This window comes from Mesorhizobium sp. M0045 (genome assembly GCF_040323385.1).
Lineage (GTDB): Bacteria > Pseudomonadota > Alphaproteobacteria > Rhizobiales > Rhizobiaceae > Mesorhizobium.
Genome location: NZ_JAMYUY010000019.1, coordinates 85,182 through 103,698 on the forward strand (window position 1 = coordinate 85,182; position 18,517 = coordinate 103,698).

Sequence of the window (18,517 nt, forward strand, 5' to 3'; positions counted from 1 at the left end):
GCCTATCGAGGCCGCCATGAAAATCGTCACCTGGAACATCAACGGCGTTCGCGCCCGCATCGGCAATTTGACCCATTGGCTGACGGAAAGCGCGCCCGACATCGCCTGCCTGCAGGAGATCAAGACGGTCGACGAGCAGTTTCCTCGCGCCGAGATCGAGGCGCTCGGCTACAATGTCGAGACTTACGGCCAAAAAGGCTTCAACGGCGTCGCCATCCTGTCGAAGCTGCGTTTCGATGAGGTCAATCGCGGCTTGCCGGGCGACGATGCCGACGAACAGGCGCGTTTCATCGAGGGCGTGTTCTCGACCGACAAGGGCGCCTTGCGCGTTGCCTCGATCTACCTGCCGAACGGCAACCCGATCGACGACGAGAAGAAGTTCTCCTACAAGCTTTCCTGGATGTCGCGACTTGAGCGCTGGGCCGAGGAGCGGCTTGCTCTGGAAGAGCCGCTGGTCCTGGCCGGCGACTACAATGTCATTCCCGAGCCGATCGACGCGAAATATCCGGAAAAGTGGCTAAGCGATGCACTGTTCCAGCCCGCGACGCGGCAGGCGTTCCGGCGGCTGAAGAATCTCGGCTTCACCGAAGCCGTGCGTGCCGTCACCGACTCCGCGGACGTCTTTACGTTCTGGGACTATCAGGCCGGCGCCTGGCAGAAGAACAACGGCATCCGCATCGACCATTTGCTTCTGTCGCCCGAAGCCGCCAACTGGTTTTCGTCGGCTTCGATCGAGAAGCAGGTGCGTGCCTGGGAAAAACCCTCCGACCACGTGCCGGTGGCGATCGATCTGGCGCTGCGGCCGGCCTGACCGGACCTGCTGTCCGGCGGCACATCGATAAGTTGACCTCTTATCGCCACAAATCGCGCGCTTGATGGGAAATCATCATGGTGGCTGGGGTTCCCATGACTACTCGATTTGCACTCTGCCCGATTGGCTGCGCGCTTGCGATGGCGGTGGCGACGCCGGCTTTTGCCGATGCAGAGTGCCTTGCCAACGGCAAATCATTCCAGATCGGCCGGGTCGCCTGCTTGACGCCTGCCGGCCAAAGCTACCTCGCCCGTTGCGAGATGGTGCTCAACAACACGTCCTGGACAAAGCAGCGGGACGGCTGCCCGGAGAACACGCTGGCCCCGCATTTGCAGGGCACACCGATCTCAACGCCGGCGCCCAGCGGCATGCCGGCGGAACCGAACGAGAATTGATCTCAAAACGGAATTTCTGCCGGCCTACTGGTCGCCGCCACCCTTGGTGAGGATGTCGTCGGCCAGCGAGATCGCGGTGCGGCGGTCGGCTTCGCCGGCGGCGGCAAACGCTTCTTCCTGCATGCCACGGATCCATGGCTGGTCGGCAGGTGAGGCTCGTTCGAGCGCCGCGGTCATCATCGCCAGCCCCCGCACGATCTTGCCGCTTTGGAAAAGCAGGTTGCCGAGCGTCGCCTGCGCGCCCGCATGGCCCTTTTCGGCCGCCAGCTGGAACCAGCGTCCGGCCTGCTTGACGCTGGCCTTGACGCCGCCCTCACCCTTGAGGAACATCTGGCCCATCTCGAACTGAGCGTTCGGATTGCGGTAGTTGGCGGCGGCACGCATGTAATATTCCTGGGCCGCAACCTCGTTCTCCTCGACGGGGCTGCCGGGAATACCCTTCCTCAGATAGTCGCCAAGCGCCACCAGTGCGTCCGAAACATAGCTTTCCTCGGGCGAACCGGGCTCGACATCCTGGTCGACGATCTCTGAGAAGAACTTGAACGCCGCGTAGTCGTCTCGCGCCACGCCATCGCCTTCGGCATACATGCGCGCAAGCTTCCAGGTGGCGCCGATCTGGCCGTTCTCCGCGGCATATTTATAGGCTTCCGCGGCCTGCTCCTTATGGCCGTTCTTGTAGGCGGAAAAGCCGAACTGGAACACCGCCCACGGGCTCGACTGCGGCTTCACGCCGGTCTTGTCGTCGAACACCTTGTCGTCGAAGGCCATGGCCTGGCCGACGGCGCCCAAGGTCGCGCCAAACGTGGCGAGCGCAACCAGTGCCGAAAGGACAGACGACCTCAACAACTCAGATGTCCGCATAGCAGTGTGTTTCTTTGGCACCGCCGGGATGGGTGACCGCGCCGTCGCGGGCAGATCCGACCGTCTGTGCGTATTTCCAGATCGCGCCCGACTGATAGTCGGTCGTGCGCGCCTTCCATGCCTTTGCCCTCGCCGCCAGTTCGGCTTTGGACAATGCAACCTCGATCGTGCCGTTCACGGCATCGATCGAGATCAAGTCGCCATCCCTAAGCAGCCCGATCGGGCCGCCCACTGCCGCTTCCGGCCCGACATGGCCGATGCAGAAACCGCGCGTCGCGCCCGAAAAACGCCCGTCGGTGATGAGCGCCACCTTACCGCCCATGCCCTGGCCGTAGAGAGCCGCCGTCGTCGACAGCATTTCGCGCATGCCCGGGCCGCCGCGCGGCCCCTCATAGCGGATGACGAGAACCTCGCCTTCCCTATAGTTGCGATGCGTAACCGCTTCGAAACATTCTTCTTCCGAATCGAAGCAGCGCGCCGGACCCGAGAATTTCAGCTCCGTCATGCCGGCGACCTTCACGATCGCGCCTTCGGGGGCAAGGTTACCCTTCAAGCCCACGACCCCGCCGGTCTGGGTAATCGGCCTGTTGGCGGGACGGACCACATCCTGGCTGTCATTCCAGGAAACATGTTCCATATTTTCGGCCAAAGTGCGGCCAGTCACCGTCAGGCAATCGCCATGAAGGTAGCAATGGTCGAGCAGCGTCTTCATCAAGAGCGGAATGCCGCCGGCCTCGAACATGTCCTTGGCGACGTATTTGCCGCCCGGCTTGAGGTCGGCGATGTAGGGTGTCTTCTCAAATATCCTGGCCACGTCGAAAAGATCGAACTTTATCCCGGCCTCGTGCGCGATCGCCGGCAGATGCAGCGCCGCGTTGGTCGAGCCGCCGGTGGCCGAGACCACGGTCGCGGCATTTTCCAACGCTTCCATGGTAACGATGTCGCGCGGGCGGATGTTCCTTGCGATCAGCTCCATGATCTTTTCGCCGGAAGCGAAATTGAAGCGGTCACGCATCTCGTAGGGTGCAGGCGCCCCGCAGGAATAGGGCAGCGCCAGGCCGATGGCCTCAGCGACGGTGGCCATGGTGTTGGCGGTGAACTGGGCGCCGCAGGAGCCGGCCGAAGGACATGCGGCTTGCTCGATCTCGAGCAGCTCGGCGTCGCCGATGGTGCCGACCGAGTGCTGGCCCACCGCCTCGAACACGTCCTGCACGGTGATCTGCCGGCCACGGTAGCTGCCGGGCAGTATCGAGCCGCCATAGATGAAGATCGACGGTACGTTGAGGCGCACCATGGCCATCATCATGCCGGGCAGCGACTTGTCGCAACCGGCCAATCCAACCAGCGCATCGTAGCAATGGCCGCGCATGGTGAGCTCGACCGAGTCGGCGATGACCTCGCGTGACACCAGCGACGACTTCATGCCCTGATGACCCATGGCGATGCCGTCGGTGACGGTGATAGTGCAGAATTCGCGTGGCGTGCCGTTGGCCGCCGCCACGCCCTTCTTGACCACTTGCGCCTGGCGCATCAGCGAAATGTTGCAGGGTGCGGCTTCGTTCCAGCAGCTGGCGACACCGACCAGCGGCTGCGCGATCTCGGCCGCCGACAGCCCCATAGCATAGAGGTAGGAGCGATGCGGCGCCCGCTCGGGACCAACGGTCACGTGGCGGCTCGGCAGCTTGGCCTTGGAGATCGCTCTGGTGTCCATACTCGTCCTTGCCGCGGGCGGTGCGGCCTGCCTCTTCGCCTAGCCTTTTGGCGCGTGTCCCGAGACAAATTCGAGGTGCGCCGCGTTTATGGCGGGAAATGGGCAATGTTCCCGGGCGGCCGGGTGGCGCGAGGGTTGTTCAGAAACTGTTGCCAAAACGTCACAATTACAGGAGCTAACATCTTGGGGGCAATTGTTGCGCCGCCGAATGCCGGACGAGCGCCGAACGAACCGACCGGGCAGTGCCCGGCCGTTTTGTCGTTTAAAAATCCGTAGTTAGAACTTGATCTTGACGGAAGCCGAACCGGCGAGAAGCAGGTCGTTGTCGTAAGTGTAGGTGACCGCATTTGCCTCGTCGCCGACACCGCTGAAAGTCGATGACCCGCTCGTCAGCACACCGATCGAGCCGCCGAGCCTGACCTCGATCTGGTCGTTCGGCGAATAGGAGACGCCGCTGGCCACGGCCCAGGTATCCGACTGATAGCCGGAGGTCGTCGAGGTGCCGCGATCCCAGGTCAGCGAAACCACGCCCGACAATTGATCGGTGAACTTGTGACCGATACCGCCGGTGACCGTCCAGCCGTCGCGATAAAGCAGATCGAATGAAACGGGCGAGGGAGCACCGGTTACCGGACTGCGCACGCCATTGATGGCAATGACGCCAAGCTTGCTCCACTCCTGCCAGCGGACGGAACCAAAGGCCAGCCAGCCAGGAGCTATGCCGCTCTGCAGCTTGAATTCCAGAGCTTGAGGTATCTCAGCCGACGCCGAGACTGGGTACACGCCGGTAGAGCCGGGAATCAGATCCGCTGGAAAGGCGCCCCTGAAGCCGGTCGTGTCGACGGTTCCCGACAGCCCGTCATATTTGTAGCTCGAAGAGTACATCAGGCTGGCGCGCAGAGCGATCTCGGGGATTTCATAGGCTGCGCCCGCACGCCAACCCCATGCCTCGTCGGATAGTTTGAAGACGCCGAGGCCGGTATTGCCGAAGGCGAGCAGTGTCTGACGGGAAAGAAACGCGTCTACCTGCTGGTAGGAGACACCGCCGATGAATCGTACGGCGCCCTTGCCGACGTTCACCTTATAGGAGCAGGTGAGACCGAAATCGTCTGTGTCGACGGCGTATTTGACCGCTGTCGGCGAATAGGCGTTGTTCATGCCGAAATTTGCGTCCGCACCATACGGTCTCGTATAGGTGGCAAGACAGTCTACGGGCTCAAAGATGTTGGCCTTGATGCCGACATGCGGCACCGCATAATCGCCACCAACGTCCACCGCCGATGTCGACAAACCCGAGCCATCGAGACGCTGCACATTCTTGAGTTTGCGCTGTGGCGAAACATAGGTGACGCCCGCATCGAACGAATATGGCGCCGCGTCGAACAGCTGGTCGATGTTGACGCCGCCCCGGTCAAAGCCCCCGGCTTGCACCGTCCCGGCAAAAGCCAGCGAAAAAGCCCCCGCGCCCAGCAGCACTTTTAGACGCGAACAACACATGAATCTCCTCCCCGAAATGTCCTTGCATCAAGCTAGAACCAATTCAGGTTAACGGCGCAACAACGAATTCGCCGTGCGTACATGTATACGCTGGCGGAACGCATTTCCGACAAGGTGTCGGCCTTCTTGCCGAGGCGGGAAAATGGCCGCCTCAATACAAATCGACGAGAAAACTCGGGAAAACCGCCTAAATCACTAGGGAACAGGGAATTTTGCCTGCCCAGCCGGCCATTGTTACATTATGGCAACAATGGGGCAAAAACATTCAGTTTGCCTCAACATTTACGCTGCGGAATGCCTGTTTTCGTGGCAGGCGGCGTAGCTGGAAAGCAGATTCGTGAACGGCGAATCTATTGCAGCCAGCCGGCCCAGTTTGTTTGATCAGCCCGCATCGCGCACCCGCGCCAATGCGACCGAAAGCTTCTCTTGCGCCTCGCGATATTCGGCGAGTTTTTCACGCTCGGCCTCCACTACCTCTTCCGGCGCGTTGGCGACGAATTTCTCGTTGGACAGCTTCTTGTAGAGCCGCGCTATTTCCTCGGTCACCTTGGCAAGCTCCTTGTGCAGGCGCGCTGCCTCGGCGGCAAGGTCGATCAGGCTGCCGAGCGGCAGGCAGATGGTCGCCTCGTTGACGACGATCTGGGCGGATCCCCTGGGTGGCGCCTCCGCGAGCGAGATGTCGCCGACCCGCGCCAGGCGCTTGATGGCCGAGCCCTGACGCTCGAGCCTTTCGCGTGTCGTTTCGTTGGCGCCGATCACCACGAGCGGTGCGATCGCCGCCGGCGGCACGTTCATCTCCGAACGCACCGAGCGGATACCGGAGACGAGATCGACCAGCCAGTTGATATCGGCGGCGGCCGCCTCGTCCTCGAAATCGGGCGACGGCCATGCCGCATGACAAAGCAGCGATGGCCGTTGCCTGCCCTCGCCGGCGGTTTCGGCCCACAGTTCCTCGGTCATGAACGGCATCATCGGATGCAGCAGCTTATAGATCTCGTCCAGCACGAAGGCGACGCATGCCCTGCTCTCGGCCTTAGCGGTCTCGTCGGTGCCCATGAACACCGGCTTCAGCAGTTCCAGGTACCAGTCGCAGAACTGGTTCCAGACGAACCGGTAGGCAGCACCCGCCGCCTCGTTGAAGCGGTATGAGGTGATGCCGTCGGTTATGTCGCGCGCGGCTCGCGTCAGCTCCGTCAGGATCCAGCGGTTGACCGCCAGCTTGGCGTCCTGCAGCCAGAAATCGTCGTCGCGCGCCACTTCGTTCATCTCGGCGAAGCGCGTCGCGTTCCACAGCTTGGTGCCGAAATTGCGATAACCTGCAATGCGGGCCGGATCGAGCTTAACGTCGCGCCCTTGCGCTGCCATCACCGTCAAGGTGAAGCGCAGCGCATCGGCGCCGTATTCGTCGATGAGCTCGAGCGGATCGATGACGTTGCCTTTCGACTTCGACATCTTCTGCCCGTTCTTGTCGCGAACCAACGCATGGACATAGACGGTATGAAACGGCTCCTGATCCATGAAATGCAGGCCCATCATCATCATGCGGGCGACCCAGAAGAAGATGATGTCGAAACCGGTCACCAGCACGTCGGTCGGGTAATAAGTCTTCAGCTCCGGCGTCTGGTCTGGCCAGCCAAGCGTCGAGAACGGCCACAGCGCCGACGAGAACCATGTATCGAGCACGTCCTCGTCGCGGGTCAGGATCTCGCCAGGCTGGAAATTCTCGAGCTTGTCCTCGACCCAGGCCTTCCACGGCCCTTCCAGCGCCAGATAATATTCGACGGCGGCACCGAGGGCTTCTTCCTCGGTCTTTTCGACAAAGACATGCCCGTCCGGCCCATACCAGGCAGGGATCTGGTGGCCCCACCAGAGCTGGCGCGAAATGCACCAGGGCTGGATGTTCTCCATCCAGTCGAAATAGGTCTTTTCCCAGTTTTTGGGCACGAAATTGGTACGGCTCTCGCGCACCGAGGCGATCGCCGGCTTGGCCAGTTCCGCCGCATTGACATACCATTGGTCGGTCAGAAACGGCTCGATCGGCACGCCGCCGCGGTCGCCGTGCGGCACCGTGTGGCGATGCGGCTCGACCTTCTCGAGAAAGCCGCCCGCCTCCATCAACTCGACGATCTTCTTGCGCGCGTCGAAACGGTCCAGGCCGTCGAGGCTGTCCCATACGGCCTGGCGCTCCGGCGTCACTTCCAGCCCGGCGAGAAAGTCCTCATTGTCCTTGAGGCTCACCGCCGCATTGACAGTGAGGACGTTGACCGCCGGCAGCCGGTGGCGCTTGCCGACCTCGAAATCGTTGAAGTCATGCGCCGGCGTGATCTTGACCGCACCGCTGCCTTTTTCGGGATCGGAATACTCGTCCGCGACCACCGGGATCCTGCGGCCGACGATCGGCAGGATGAGTTTCTTGCCGACAAGATGCCGGAAACGCTCGTCGTCGGGGTGGACTGCGACTGCCGTATCGCCCAGCATCGTCTCCGGCCGGGTCGTCGCAACGGTGATGAAGGTCTTCGGATTTTCCGGATCGAAGGTCATGCCTTCGACCGGATAGCGGAAGTGCCAGAGGTTGCCGTTGACTTCCTGCTGCTCGACCTCGAGATCCGAGATGGCGGTCAACAGCTTCGGGTCCCAGTTCACAAGGCGCTTGTCCTTGTAGATCAGCCCTTCCTTGTAGAGCGTCACGAACACTTCGAGCACGGCCTTGGACAGGCCCTCGTCCATGGTGAAGCGCTCCCGGCTCCAGTCGGCCGAGGCCCCGAGCCGCTTCAGCTGGTTGAGGATGGCGCCGCCGGATTCTGCCTTCCACTCCCACACCTTGTCGATGAACTCATCGCGCGTCAGGTCGCGGCGGTGGATCTGCTTTTCCATCAGCTGGCGCTCGACCACCATCTGCGTGGCGATGCCGGCATGATCCATCCCCGGCTGCCACAGCACGTTCTTGCCGCGCATGCGCTCGAAGCGCACCAGAATGTCCTGCAGCGTGTTGTTGAGCGCGTGGCCCATATGCAGCGAGCCGGTGACGTTCGGCGGCGGGATGACGATCGTGAAGGCTTCAGCCCCCTCCTCGGCCCCGGCGCCGGCCCGAAACGCGTCGGCCTCTTCCCAGATCCTGGCAATCTTCGGCTCGACGGCTTTGGCGTCGTAGGTCTTTTCGAGCATGGGAAAACGGTCCGCGCTGTCCGGAATCTGTGGTCCGGTGTAAATCGGAAGGTTGTTGCCAAGTCAACCGCAACGGCGGCATGGCCAATAGATAGCGCCGGGATGGTTCGGTGCAACTCGCGCAACTGAATGTTGCAAGGCAATCGCTTCAGGTTTGCGCCGCCCCTCATTGCCCTGCCGGGCATTTCTCCCCGTATGGTGACGGGGCGAAAGACACCTTCGCGAACGATTTCGTCAACCTCCCGCGTTGCGGAAAGAATGCCGAGGTTGCGGCCAGCCCCTTCTCCCCGTCACTATGCGGGGAGAAGGTGCCGGCAGGCGGATGAAGGGCAGCGCCGACTTCGACAATTCGCCGGTCGAGCCGCCTATCGGCGGCGTTTCCTGCGAACTGCTATTGTGCGCCGCGCGCGACGCGCTCGATTTCCTCGCGCACCAGCCGCTCGACCAGCGTCGGCAGGTTGTTGTCCAGCCAGTCCTGCAGCATGGGCCGCAGCATCTCCTCGGCCATCTCGTCGAAGGTCTTCTTGCTGCGGCTGGCAAACGCGTCGGAAAGCTCGCCGAAGGCGGCGGCAACCTGCCGGCCCGTATGCTCCGAAAGGATCGCCGGACGTGCGGGCGGCGGCTCGCTCGCCGCCGGACGCGCCAGTCCGATTTTCGAAGACTCCGGGCCGATTTTCGAAGATTCCAGGGCGATTTTCGAAGGTTCCGGGCCGAGTTTCGAAGGTTCCGGCTCAATTTCCGAAAGCTCCGGCGCAGGTCCAGCAGTCGCCTCATCCTCGAAAAGCTCGGCTTTCGGCTCGGCGTCCAGCCTGGGTGGCTCGGCGCGCTCCGGCTTGGCCATCGCGTCGCCGACCGCAGCGATCTCGCGCCGCCAATCGGCAATGATGGTGTCGGTCGTCTCGGCAGCGTTGGCCATCGCAGGCCGTTCCGGCTTTGCGGCCGGTGCGGGAGCGGCGTTCACCTCAGCCAACGTCACCGGTGCTTTTACCGGGCCGGGGCGGAGCGGCGTTTCCAGGCGCTCAATAACCGGCACGGCCGTTGGCTGCACCTCGGCCCGCGTGGCCGGCTTGGCGATCTCCAGTCCGCCGCGCAGTTCGGAGCGGAACGCATCCGCCTCCGCCGTGCGTCCGGCTGCCGGTGCCGGTTGCAGATCCTGGCGCAGCTCGTCCGCTTCGCCCGGCTGCTTGCGGCCGGTATCGCTGTCCTCGATGATCCTTCTGATGGAAGCCAGTATCTCTTCCATGGAAGGTTCGCGCTGTACGCTGCTCGCCGTCGCCATCGTCACATCCGCCGCCCTTGTGACTCGTTCTCAGATTTCCTGTCCGGCAAACGCCGGATTCGAATCATGGCAACAGCGTAACCGACGGAACGCCTTGCGAGAATCCCCAATCTGGCGACATCTCGGATTTCAACAGATTAGGGTCGGGAGTTGAAGCCCGCGCGTCGTTCGAGCGCGGGCTGAAGACACGGCCTGGCGATCAGCGGCCGTCCGGCGTGCGCAGGCCGATCCACTTGTCCTTGACGGCATTGTAATGCTCTTCGGGCCTGTACTTCGTCACATTGAGCGCAAGCCGGTCTGCGGACAAATGGCCAACCGCCGAGAGGATGGCATAGCTCGCCACCACAACGTCTCGTTCGGCGCTGACAAGATTGATCTTGGCGGTGATGAGGGTCGCCTGCGCGTTGAGCACGTCGAGCGTGGTGCGCTGGCCGACATTGCGCTCTTCGATGACGCCGTTCAGGGCAAGCTGTGCGGCGGCGACCACCTGCCGGTTGGCCGTGACGCTTTGCTGCGCGGCGGTGTATTGCGACCATGCCGAGGTCACAGCCTGGCGCACTTGGTCGCGACTGACATCGACCTCGATACGGGCCTGGCTGAGCGATTCCTTCGACTGGCGAACGGTCGCCGAGGTCCGTCCGCCCGAATAGATCGGCACGATCAGCGTGGCGCCGATGTTCGCCGACGTCCTGGTGCCATCCTGCGACGCTCCAAGGACGCCTGGAACCGTGTTGCGATAGTCGCTGGAAACGCCGGCGCTGGCCGAAAGCTGCGGCAGCAGCGCGCCTTCGGCAGACTTCACCGAAAACGCCGCCGCATCGACCAGATGCGCGGTGGCAAGGATGGCCGGATGCTCGGCCGATGCGATCGCGATCGCCGCATCGAGACTCGACGGCAACAGCTTAGACACCGGCGAAGCCGGCCTGAGCCTGCCCGGCTCGTCGCCGACGATCTGGCGGTAGGTCGCAGCGCTTGCCAGCGCCGTCGCGCGGGCGGCGCTCAACTGCGCCACCGCGGAGGCACGCTGCGCGTCGGCTTGCGCGACGTCGGTGCGCGTACCTTCGCCGACCTCGAAGCGCGACCGCGCCGCACGCGCCTGTTCGGTCAGGAATTGCAGGTTCTGTTCGGTCAGCACCGCAATCTGGCGGTCGCGGATCACATCCATATAGGCGCTCGCTGCGTTGAACAGCGTGTTCTCTTCGGTGTTGCGCAGGCTTTCGAACGAAGCGCGGACCCGCGCTTCAGCGGCAGCGACGTTGTTCTTGGTCTGGAAGCCGTCGAACAGGGTTTGGTTGATCTGGACGCCAAAGTTGCCCGTGGTTATGCGCGCGGTTCGACTAGTACCATTGACGTGGGTGCTGGTGTAGTCGATGTCCGCGGAACCCGTTACGGTCGGGCGCCAGCCGGACTTGGCGATGGCAACGCCCTCGTCGGTGACGCGGACGCCGGCGCGTGTCGAATTGAGCGAGGAATTGTTCTGATAGGCCTTTGAAAGCGCCCCGAGAATGGTTTCGGCCGAGGCGCCCATTGGAGACAGCGCGGTCGCCGAAACGAGGACGGCGGTAAAAAGCAACTTGCGTACAGACGGCACGTTATATTCCCTCATTCGTTTTGCACGGGAACTGCGCCACGCTGGCTTCTCCTTCTGATCAGCCGGCGCCGCGTTTTTTATCGTTCCCCCGCTGAAAGCCCCCAGAAACGCCCGGTTATGCAGATCAGCAACGATTGTTCAAACGCAAGCGATCATGACAACGCCTTCGCTGCAAGGCAAAATCACTCAGAATTCGAAGGCGGGAATGCGTTCGAATCCCGGTAGTGGCTTAATTGCCGCATTAAATGCGCGTCTTCCCGTTACAACCCCCCCAGTCTTAAAAAAAAGCCGGGCTACGCCCGAATTGCCCTGCCCTTCCACGGCGACGAGTCGGCCGCCTTCGGCAAGCTGGTCGAACAGCGCCGCCGGCACCTCGCCGACGCTGCCACCGATCAGGATGACGTCGTAAGGCCCATTGGCGGCATGGCCTTGCGGCAGCGGTCCCTGGACCACGGTGACATTGCCGCACCCCAGCGCAGCAAGCGTCGAAGTGGCGGTCTCGGCCAGCGCCGGATCGCTTTCCAGCGCCACCACGGACCTTGCCAGCCGCGACAGGATCGCCGCCGAATAGCCGGTGCCGCAGCCGACATCGAGTGCCGAATCGCTTGGGCCGATATCGGCCAGCTGCATCAGCTTGGCCAATGGCGACGGTTCCATCAGATAGCGCGGACCATCGGCCGTATCGGCGATGCGGATGTCCTCGTCGATATAGGCAAGGTCACGCTGGCCGGGGGCAACAAAGGCCTCGCGCGGCACGACAAGCATAGCCTCGAGCAGCGGTGCGCTGGTCACGTCGGTGGTGCGGATCTGGCCGTCGACCATCTTCACCCGGCGTTCGGCAAAATCAGCGCTCATGTTCCAACCATCCGCTTGCCGCGCAAAGGCCGCGGCTGTTTCGACCGGAACTGAAGCCCCCTGGCGCTGACGCGCGGGAGCTCGGGCATTGGAGGCCTCGCCCGGAATCGAACCGGGGTGCAAGGATTTGCAGTCCTCTGCGTAACCACTCCGCCACGAGGCCTCATTGCTCCCGGCGTTCCACCCGGCTCCAATAGGTTGCGGCGAAAATGCCGTCAAGCGGCCACCATGCATTCCCAACGGTTCTTCCGACATCGAGGCACTGCTTATCAATGCAATGCCATGCTAGCAATAACATATTAGCTTATCGTTAAGGATGATCCTCGGCGACAGGAACCCGAAACCGGCGGCCACGTTGGGCAGAAAGGAGAGTTCCGCCATGGGTCGAGCAGTTACGAAAGACGGCACACCGCGCGGATTGTCGCAGTCTGCAGAGCTTGTGCGCTATGCCATCGATCGCCTCAGCATAGAAGGCGCAAACAGCCTGCCGCCGCGCGACCGGGCGCGGCTGGCATCGGCTACCGCCGTTCTCAAGGAGCTCTGCGAGCGCCTGGAAAGCTGTTTCGACCAGCCTCGGTGATGACCACGCCGCTCTCAAACAATTGCCCTGTTTCCCGCCTGTCAGCAGGGCAACCTCAATCCGGCCGGCGGCGTCGCTCCCACCAGACGACGAAGCGGCGCCGGTGACGGCGCACCAACGCGAATTCGTAGGACAGCACCAGCAATCCGATCGGCACCATCCAGAAACCCAGGATCGGCAGGAAGCCGAGAATGCCGCCGATGATCAGCACGACGCCGATCGCAATCCGGAGGCCGCGCGAGCGCGGCATGGTGAACTGGCGGCCGAAGACCGAGATTTTCCGGGCCGGTGGCTGGTCGTCGCTCATTGCCGTCATGTGAAATATCGATCCGTTTGCTTCAGTAGCACTACCACCCGGAGAAAGCCGCAACGGCCTTTTCCGTTCCGTGACAGGCGAGAGACAGCTCATATGAGGGCGCTTGCCGGCCACTGCCAGGAAGCCTCGCGCCAAAAAGCGTCGAAAAAATGCGAAATGCTTCTTTGCAAAGCCGAAACGGGTTTGCTATAGGCTGCCCCACTCACGCAAGAGCCTCTGTTCCCCGGTAGCTCAGTGGTAGAGCAACCGGCTGTTAACCGGTTGGTCGCTGGTTCGAATCCGGCCCGGGGAGCCACTATCACCAGAAAAGCCTTGAAACCTAAGGATTGCAAGGGTTTCCACTTCCCCAGAGATACACCGCGCGATACACTGCGGGGTACCCTGAGCTATGAAGATTGACGTGAAGCACATCCAGAAACGTGGCCTTGCCGGCTGGCGCTATCGGCGCAAAATCCCAAAGAAACTTCAGGCCGCTGCGGGCAAGTTGGAAATCCTAGTTCCACTCGGGGCCACCGAACACCAAGCTCTAAAGGCGTACCCCAAGGTGCATGCCCGGGCAGAGCAGCAGTTGCGCCTTTGGTCGCAGCCGCACCGTCCGTGCGGTGATCAACCATGCCATCAGGGAGTTTGACCTGGCTGGCGTCATCAATCCTTTCATGAATTTGGAAGCGGCACCGAAGGACAAGGCTGAGCCCGACAAGGACAAGCGCCGCCCCTTCACGAAAGCCGAGGTCACAGCCATAACCGCCCGCATCACGTACCATGCGAAGGCAGACCTTCAACACATCTGGGCAATCCTAAATGGTACCGGATGCCGCCTCGCCGAGGTGTCGGGTCTTCGTGTCGCAGACATCCACCTTGACCATGCCATTCCGCACATAACGGTCGAGTGGCATGACGACCGGCGTATTAAGAATAAGGTTTCTCGGCGAAATGTGCCGTTGATAGGTGGCGCGCTGGAAGCTGCAATGGAAGCCGTCAAAGCTGCCGGCAGCGCAACGATGCTCTTTCCGAACTACGGCCGTCCCAAAGGCGCGTCGTCAGCGTCTGCTGCCTTGGGCAAGCACGTTCGGGCTTGTGTGACCGATCCGAAGGCCACAACCCACTCGCTTCGGCATCTCATGAAGGACCGATTGAGATTGGCCGGGGTCACCAAGTCGGACCAGGACATTGTGCTGGGTCACTCCTCGGGCAGCGTTGGGGAGGACTATGGGGGTGATGAGGCGCGGCTTGAGGTGGCTAGGCGGGCACTTGAGAAGGCACTGGGGTTGAGCTCAGCGTCTTCAGCTTGAAATTGTCTCGATAGCTTCCAAAGCGCCGTTCGAGTTGGCTGATGGTCAAATATCGAACGTTTGCCGTCTTCGTAGTTGGTGCATTTCGCTGAGCCTGTCGGTCCACCTCGGCCCTAGGGACGATGTAGATTGTCCTCTTGTTGGTGCCGTCATCTGCCAGAATGACGATGGCCAGCCAGTCAAATACGTCTGAGCCGAGATACTGCACGAATGCTGCACCCTTCTTGAACGTCCGTGCCTTGACCGAAATTCGCTGCGGTGCAGTGGCTGCCGGCTGCGCGATGACATCGTAGGACGGCCAGTTGTCCGGAACCTTCAGGGCGGGAACGCCAGCCAGCGTAAGCTCGGCCGCGACAATCATTTCAGCCGCGTCACCCATTTGCTTGCTTGTGAATAACCGAACAGCGGCTTCTGTCATTCCACCCCCCTATAGCCATCCCAGATGCGTGCCAAGGCCGAGAGGCTGGCGCTTCTGAACCTCTTCCAGTGTGGTAGTGTCCCATCCGAATGGGCTGGGAGCGACCTCCTCGCGCGTCGAGAAGCGCGCCACGCCGGTCAAGTTTCCGGAGGGTGCAGTCGGAAGCGGTGAACCATTTCTGTTGGACTATCAAGCTGGACGTGCGACGAAACGGTGAAAGTAATTCCTCCGCTAGAAAAAACAGCCGTAAGCTCCATGCCTAACCGGCTACTTTCACGGTAGGTGCCGTGCCTCTAGTTATCCTCAAATAATGCTAACCTTGTTAGTGGAGGCTGCTCAGAACCACTTGCGTTCCGCGCGGGGGCGCTTTAAGTCTAGACATCTTGGGATGGGTGGGAGGCTTAAATGTCAAAGCGCAGTTTTCTGTCGCCGGTCGCTCTGTCGGCTTCGATAATCTTGGGCACGCCGGTGCAAGCGGCGGTTTCAATAGATTCCGCAGAAGCACTCACAACCACCACGGAAACCGGTATATCGCCTCGCAATGATGGATTCGGAGTGGTCCTTGATCGTTCGAGCGGTACCGAAGTGAGAATGGCATACCATTCCAGCCACTCCAGCCATTCGTCACACGCCAGTCACGCTTCTCACTGTTCCGGCTACAGCTATTGCTAAGTGCATATGCTCGCCGAAACCGTGGCGACGGTGAACTCCGCACAAATCCGTTTCGATCTGAAGGTCTTCACGTTGGATTGCGTGAAGCGCGCCGCCTATAGAGTGACCGGCGGTTCTTCAGTCGACATTGCCATCGAGGCTGGCGCAGCAAAGTGCGTGCTTCACTTCAGCAAGCCGATCTCAGGAGAGCAGGCTGAGCGTGCGATTGAAACGCTTCGACTTGAAGTCCTAGACCAGGACCTGCGAGGGGTGGTGGCCAAGGAAACGGCCTCCGTTCGAAACGCAGTGCTTGCCTTGGCATTTTCTAAATCTGGCCTTCAATCAGTTGACTAAGTTCGCCCCACCTGCCGAGTTTCGAGAGCCCCTCGAGGCCAAGTATCAACTGGCCTTCTTTCGCTTTTCTCCGCTGGACGGTGACCGTTACGTGCTCAGCAATCAGGCGGGAGAATATCTGGTTCTGCCACGAGCGGTGTTGGCCTCGTTCGTCCGACACGAGCTGTCGAGCACCGATCCTTACTACTCGCGCCTTCGGCACCGACACTTTCTCTTTGATGCCTCATCGAACCTCGGCAAGGCTCTGCTGGCCAACAAAGTTCGAACTAAAGCAAAGCGGCTAGAGAATTTCACCTCCCTTCATATCCTGGTGGTCTCTCTTCGCTGCGAGCATTCCTGTCCTTACTGTCAAGTTTCGAGGCAGAGCGAGGACCGCTCCGCATTCGACATGACTGAGGAGACGGCCGAAACGGCCCTGGCGTTGGTTTTTCGCTCGCCAAGTCCTTCCATCAAGATCGAGTTTCAGGGGGGCGAGCCGCTTCTGAATTTTGAGTTGATTCGTTACGTCGTACGACGGGCGGAACAGGTCAATGCGTCGGAGCAAAGGGACCTGCAATTCGTAATCACGACCAACCTCGCGGTCGTCGATGATGCGATTCTCGAGTTCTGCCGCCTGCACGACGTTCTCATTTCAACGTCATTGGACGGACCCGCTGACCTTCACAACTCAAACCGCCCACGCCCGGGCAAGAACAGTTACGAGCTGGCTGTTGCCGGAATCGAGAAGGCGAGGAAGGTGCTGGGCCACGAACGGGTTAGCGCCCTCATGACCACGACCAAAACGAGCCTCTCTAGGGGCCGTGAGATCATAGACGAATACGTGCGACTGCAGTTTCCGGGAATATTTCTTCGACCTTTGTCGCCATATGGTTTCGCGATCAAGACCAAGTCGTATGCGGCCTATGACGTCGACAGATGGCTGGATTTTTATTTCGACGGCCTGGAATACATAATCGACCTGAACCGGAGGGGCTTGCCGTTCAAGGAGCTGTACGCGTCAACTATTCTGACGAAGATGCTCACCCCATTTGAGCCGGGGTATGTGGACTTGATGAGCCCAGCCGGAATCGGGATTTCGGCGGTCGTGTACAATTATGACGGCGACGTGTACGCCTCCGATGAAGCTCGAATGCTGGCTGAGATGGGCGATAAGACGTTCCGTATCGGCAACGTCCATCATAATAGTTACCATGAGATATTCGCGTCAGACGCCCTGCTGGACCCAATAGAACAATCCTTCGCTGGCTCGGCTCCAATGTGCTCAGAGTGCGCTTTTGAACCTTACTGCGGGTCCGACCCTGTCTTTCACATGGCCACGCAGCGTGACTTCGTAGGGCTGAAGACGAGGTCAGCCTTTTGTCATCGAAACATGACGATCTTCAAGAGGCTCATCAGCCTAATGGAAGACAGCCCAATGATCCGCGAGTTGTTCTTACAGTGGGCCAACTAGGATGCTCCAGCTCAGCGGCTTCGCCAAGACGGACACCCCAGCAGCCGACCTTCGGCCCGTATTACTCCGGCTGATCGGCACCGATCGGGCAGAGCGGCATGTTAATCCAGAGCATGACGCCCCCCTCTTCAGAGGCGGGAACATGGCGGAAGGTTTCGAATGGGTTGTCACCTTTGAAGCTCACGAGGCGGAAGCTGCGCGCATTGCTGGTGACAAGCAACTTATCGTCCTGCCGGACCACTTTGGCTATCTTGGCGATGGAGATGTCATAAGGTTCGTTCCCGGCCGGAATGCGATCCGGGTGCTCTTTCGGGTAACGGCCAGTGCGAACTATTTTCTCCTAACGGAGCGCTGCAACCACTACTGCCTTATGTGCTCGCAGCCCCCGAAAGACATAGATGACAGTTGGCTCGCTGCAGAGATGCAAGAATTGCTTCCGCTTCTGCCGATCAGCACGCCGTTTCTGGGCCTGACGGGAGGCGAACCTACTCTGCTTGGGCAAGATTTTTTTGCCCTTTTGTCCACAGCCAAAACGCTCCTACCAGACACAGCGGTCCACATTCTGTCCAACGGTCGAGCTTTCCAAGATTTCGAGTTTGCGTCGCGCTATGCAAGACTGAACCACAGAAAGTTATCGCTAGGCATTCCTCTTTATTCGATTGATCCTGAAGTCCACGACTACGTTGTTCAATCCAAGGGCGCCTTTGACGAGACCGTTAAGGGCATTTTGAACCTGGGGGCGCTTCGACAGAAAGTCGAGATACGTATTGTCGTGCACAAGCAGACATGCCAAGGGCTGCTAGAGCTCTCAGAGTTTATCTTCAGAAACCTGACGTTCGTTGACCACGTCACGTTCATGGGATTGGAGATTACCGGGTTCACCCGCGCAAACATGGACAAGCTCTGGATCGACCCTTTCGAGTACCGTGAAGAGCTTCGGTCAGCGGTTCAGTTCTTAGCGGCGGCCAAGATGAATGTGTCAGTGTACAATCATCAGCTATGCGTGATTGATCCGTCGATTCATCGGTACGCTAGGCAATCAATTAGCGACTGGAAAAATGAGTACCTGGACGAATGCTCCAACTGCAGCCGCCGTGACGAATGTGGGGGCTTCTTCTCCTCAAGCAAGCTCGCGCATAGTGCTCACATTGCGGCGTTCCAATAGAGCTATTTGGTGCCAGAACAGCTGGATCGCCGCGCCCGATTGTAAGCGCTACGCCGCTCCCCTCGTGCGGGGCATGAGGTGAATGTGCGAAGAATCCTCCCGATCGCGAGAGACGGAGGGCCTACG

The 18,517-nt window shown here is 60.7% G+C and carries 16 protein-coding genes and 2 tRNA genes; 8 read left to right on the forward strand and 10 right to left on the reverse strand.

Translation table 11 applies throughout. The features are described from left to right. Positions 1-16 precede the first annotated feature (16 nt). Both xth and NKJ72_RS24735 read left to right on the forward strand, forming a co-directional pair. Positions 17-811: an exodeoxyribonuclease III gene (xth, locus tag NKJ72_RS24730; protein ID WP_352479795.1), complete on the forward strand. Its 795-nt coding sequence runs from the start codon at positions 17-19 to the stop codon at positions 809-811. Between the two features lie 77 nt (positions 812-888). Further along, positions 889-1,206 carry a hypothetical protein gene (locus tag NKJ72_RS24735; RefSeq protein ID WP_352479796.1) on the forward strand — a complete coding sequence of 106 codons (318 nt, stop codon included), beginning with the start codon at positions 889-891 and terminating at the stop codon, positions 1,204-1,206. A 24-nt stretch (positions 1,207-1,230) separates the two neighbouring features. Here NKJ72_RS24735 and NKJ72_RS24740 read toward each other — a convergent pair whose 3' ends face one another. From NKJ72_RS24740 to NKJ72_RS24775, 8 genes are all read right to left on the reverse strand, one after another. After that, positions 1,231-2,067: a tetratricopeptide repeat protein gene (locus NKJ72_RS24740; RefSeq protein WP_023678939.1), complete on the reverse strand. Its 837-nt coding sequence runs from the start codon at positions 2,065-2,067 to the stop codon at positions 1,231-1,233. Beyond that, positions 2,054-3,778, reverse strand: coding sequence for a dihydroxy-acid dehydratase (ilvD, locus tag NKJ72_RS24745; RefSeq protein ID WP_352479797.1), 1,725 nt, complete (start codon positions 3,776-3,778; stop codon positions 2,054-2,056). The genes NKJ72_RS24740 and ilvD overlap by 14 nt, the downstream gene beginning before the upstream one ends. A 276-nt stretch (positions 3,779-4,054) precedes the next feature. Then, positions 4,055-5,275 (reverse strand): OmpP1/FadL family transporter, encoded by a 1,221-nt coding sequence (locus tag NKJ72_RS24750; protein ID WP_352479798.1) that lies wholly within the window; start codon positions 5,273-5,275, stop codon positions 4,055-4,057. Positions 5,276-5,656: 381 nt separating this feature from the next. Continuing rightward, entirely contained in the window at positions 5,657-8,440 is a 2,784-nt protein-coding gene (locus NKJ72_RS24755) for a valine--tRNA ligase (protein ID WP_352479799.1), read from the reverse strand. 391 nt (positions 8,441-8,831) lie between these two features. Next, positions 8,832-9,719: a DUF2497 domain-containing protein gene (locus NKJ72_RS24760; RefSeq protein ID WP_352479800.1), complete on the reverse strand. Its 888-nt coding sequence runs from the start codon at positions 9,717-9,719 to the stop codon at positions 8,832-8,834. A gap of 199 nt (positions 9,720-9,918) precedes the next feature. Continuing rightward, entirely contained in the window at positions 9,919-11,310 is a 1,392-nt protein-coding gene (locus NKJ72_RS24765) for a TolC family outer membrane protein (protein ID WP_352479801.1), read from the reverse strand. A gap of 186 nt (positions 11,311-11,496) precedes the next feature. Beyond that, positions 11,497-12,165, reverse strand: a complete 669-nt coding sequence (locus NKJ72_RS24770; RefSeq protein WP_352479802.1) for a protein-L-isoaspartate O-methyltransferase family protein — start codon at positions 12,163-12,165, stop codon at positions 11,497-11,499. Positions 12,166-12,254: 89 nt separating this feature from the next. After that, a tRNA-Cys gene (locus NKJ72_RS24775) sits at positions 12,255-12,328 on the reverse strand. Between the two features lie 216 nt (positions 12,329-12,544). Between NKJ72_RS24775 and NKJ72_RS24780 the strand changes: the two genes are divergently transcribed. Further along, positions 12,545-12,745 carry a hypothetical protein gene (locus NKJ72_RS24780; RefSeq protein WP_352479803.1) on the forward strand — a complete coding sequence of 67 codons (201 nt, stop codon included), beginning with the start codon at positions 12,545-12,547 and terminating at the stop codon, positions 12,743-12,745. 55 nt (positions 12,746-12,800) lie between these two features. Here NKJ72_RS24780 and NKJ72_RS24785 read toward each other — a convergent pair whose 3' ends face one another. After that, entirely contained in the window at positions 12,801-13,061 is a 261-nt protein-coding gene (locus tag NKJ72_RS24785) for a hypothetical protein (RefSeq protein ID WP_254818304.1), read from the reverse strand. Between the two features lie 220 nt (positions 13,062-13,281). Between NKJ72_RS24785 and NKJ72_RS24790 the strand changes: the two genes are divergently transcribed. Beyond that, positions 13,282-13,356 (forward strand) — tRNA-Asn (locus NKJ72_RS24790). 253 nt (positions 13,357-13,609) lie between these two features. After that, positions 13,610-14,353, forward strand: coding sequence for a tyrosine-type recombinase/integrase (locus NKJ72_RS24795; protein ID WP_352479804.1), 744 nt, complete (start codon positions 13,610-13,612; stop codon positions 14,351-14,353). On the opposite strand, the gene NKJ72_RS24800 is transcribed toward NKJ72_RS24795, so the two are convergent. Further along, complete coding sequence (locus tag NKJ72_RS24800) at positions 14,301-14,771, reverse strand: hypothetical protein (protein ID WP_352479805.1); 471 nt, start codon at positions 14,769-14,771, stop codon at positions 14,301-14,303. The genes NKJ72_RS24795 and NKJ72_RS24800 overlap by 53 nt on opposite strands. 678 nt (positions 14,772-15,449) lie before the next feature. Here NKJ72_RS24800 and NKJ72_RS24805 point away from each other — a divergent pair. From NKJ72_RS24805 to hxsC, 3 genes are read left to right on the forward strand one after another with little or no spacing between them, the layout of a single operon-like run. Further along, the gene (locus NKJ72_RS24805; protein WP_352479806.1) at positions 15,450-15,776 is read left to right on the forward strand and encodes an HxsD-related protein; all 327 of its coding nucleotides are present in this window, start codon (positions 15,450-15,452) and stop codon (positions 15,774-15,776) included. Further along, positions 15,733-17,226: a His-Xaa-Ser system radical SAM maturase HxsB gene (hxsB, locus tag NKJ72_RS24810; protein WP_352479807.1), complete on the forward strand. Its 1,494-nt coding sequence runs from the start codon at positions 15,733-15,735 to the stop codon at positions 17,224-17,226. The genes NKJ72_RS24805 and hxsB overlap by 44 nt, the downstream gene beginning before the upstream one ends. Position 17,227: 1 nt before the next feature. Beyond that, the gene (hxsC, locus tag NKJ72_RS24815) at positions 17,228-18,391 is read left to right on the forward strand and encodes a His-Xaa-Ser system radical SAM maturase HxsC (RefSeq protein WP_352479808.1); all 1,164 of its coding nucleotides are present in this window, start codon (positions 17,228-17,230) and stop codon (positions 18,389-18,391) included. The last annotated feature ends 126 nt before the right edge of the window (positions 18,392-18,517 follow it).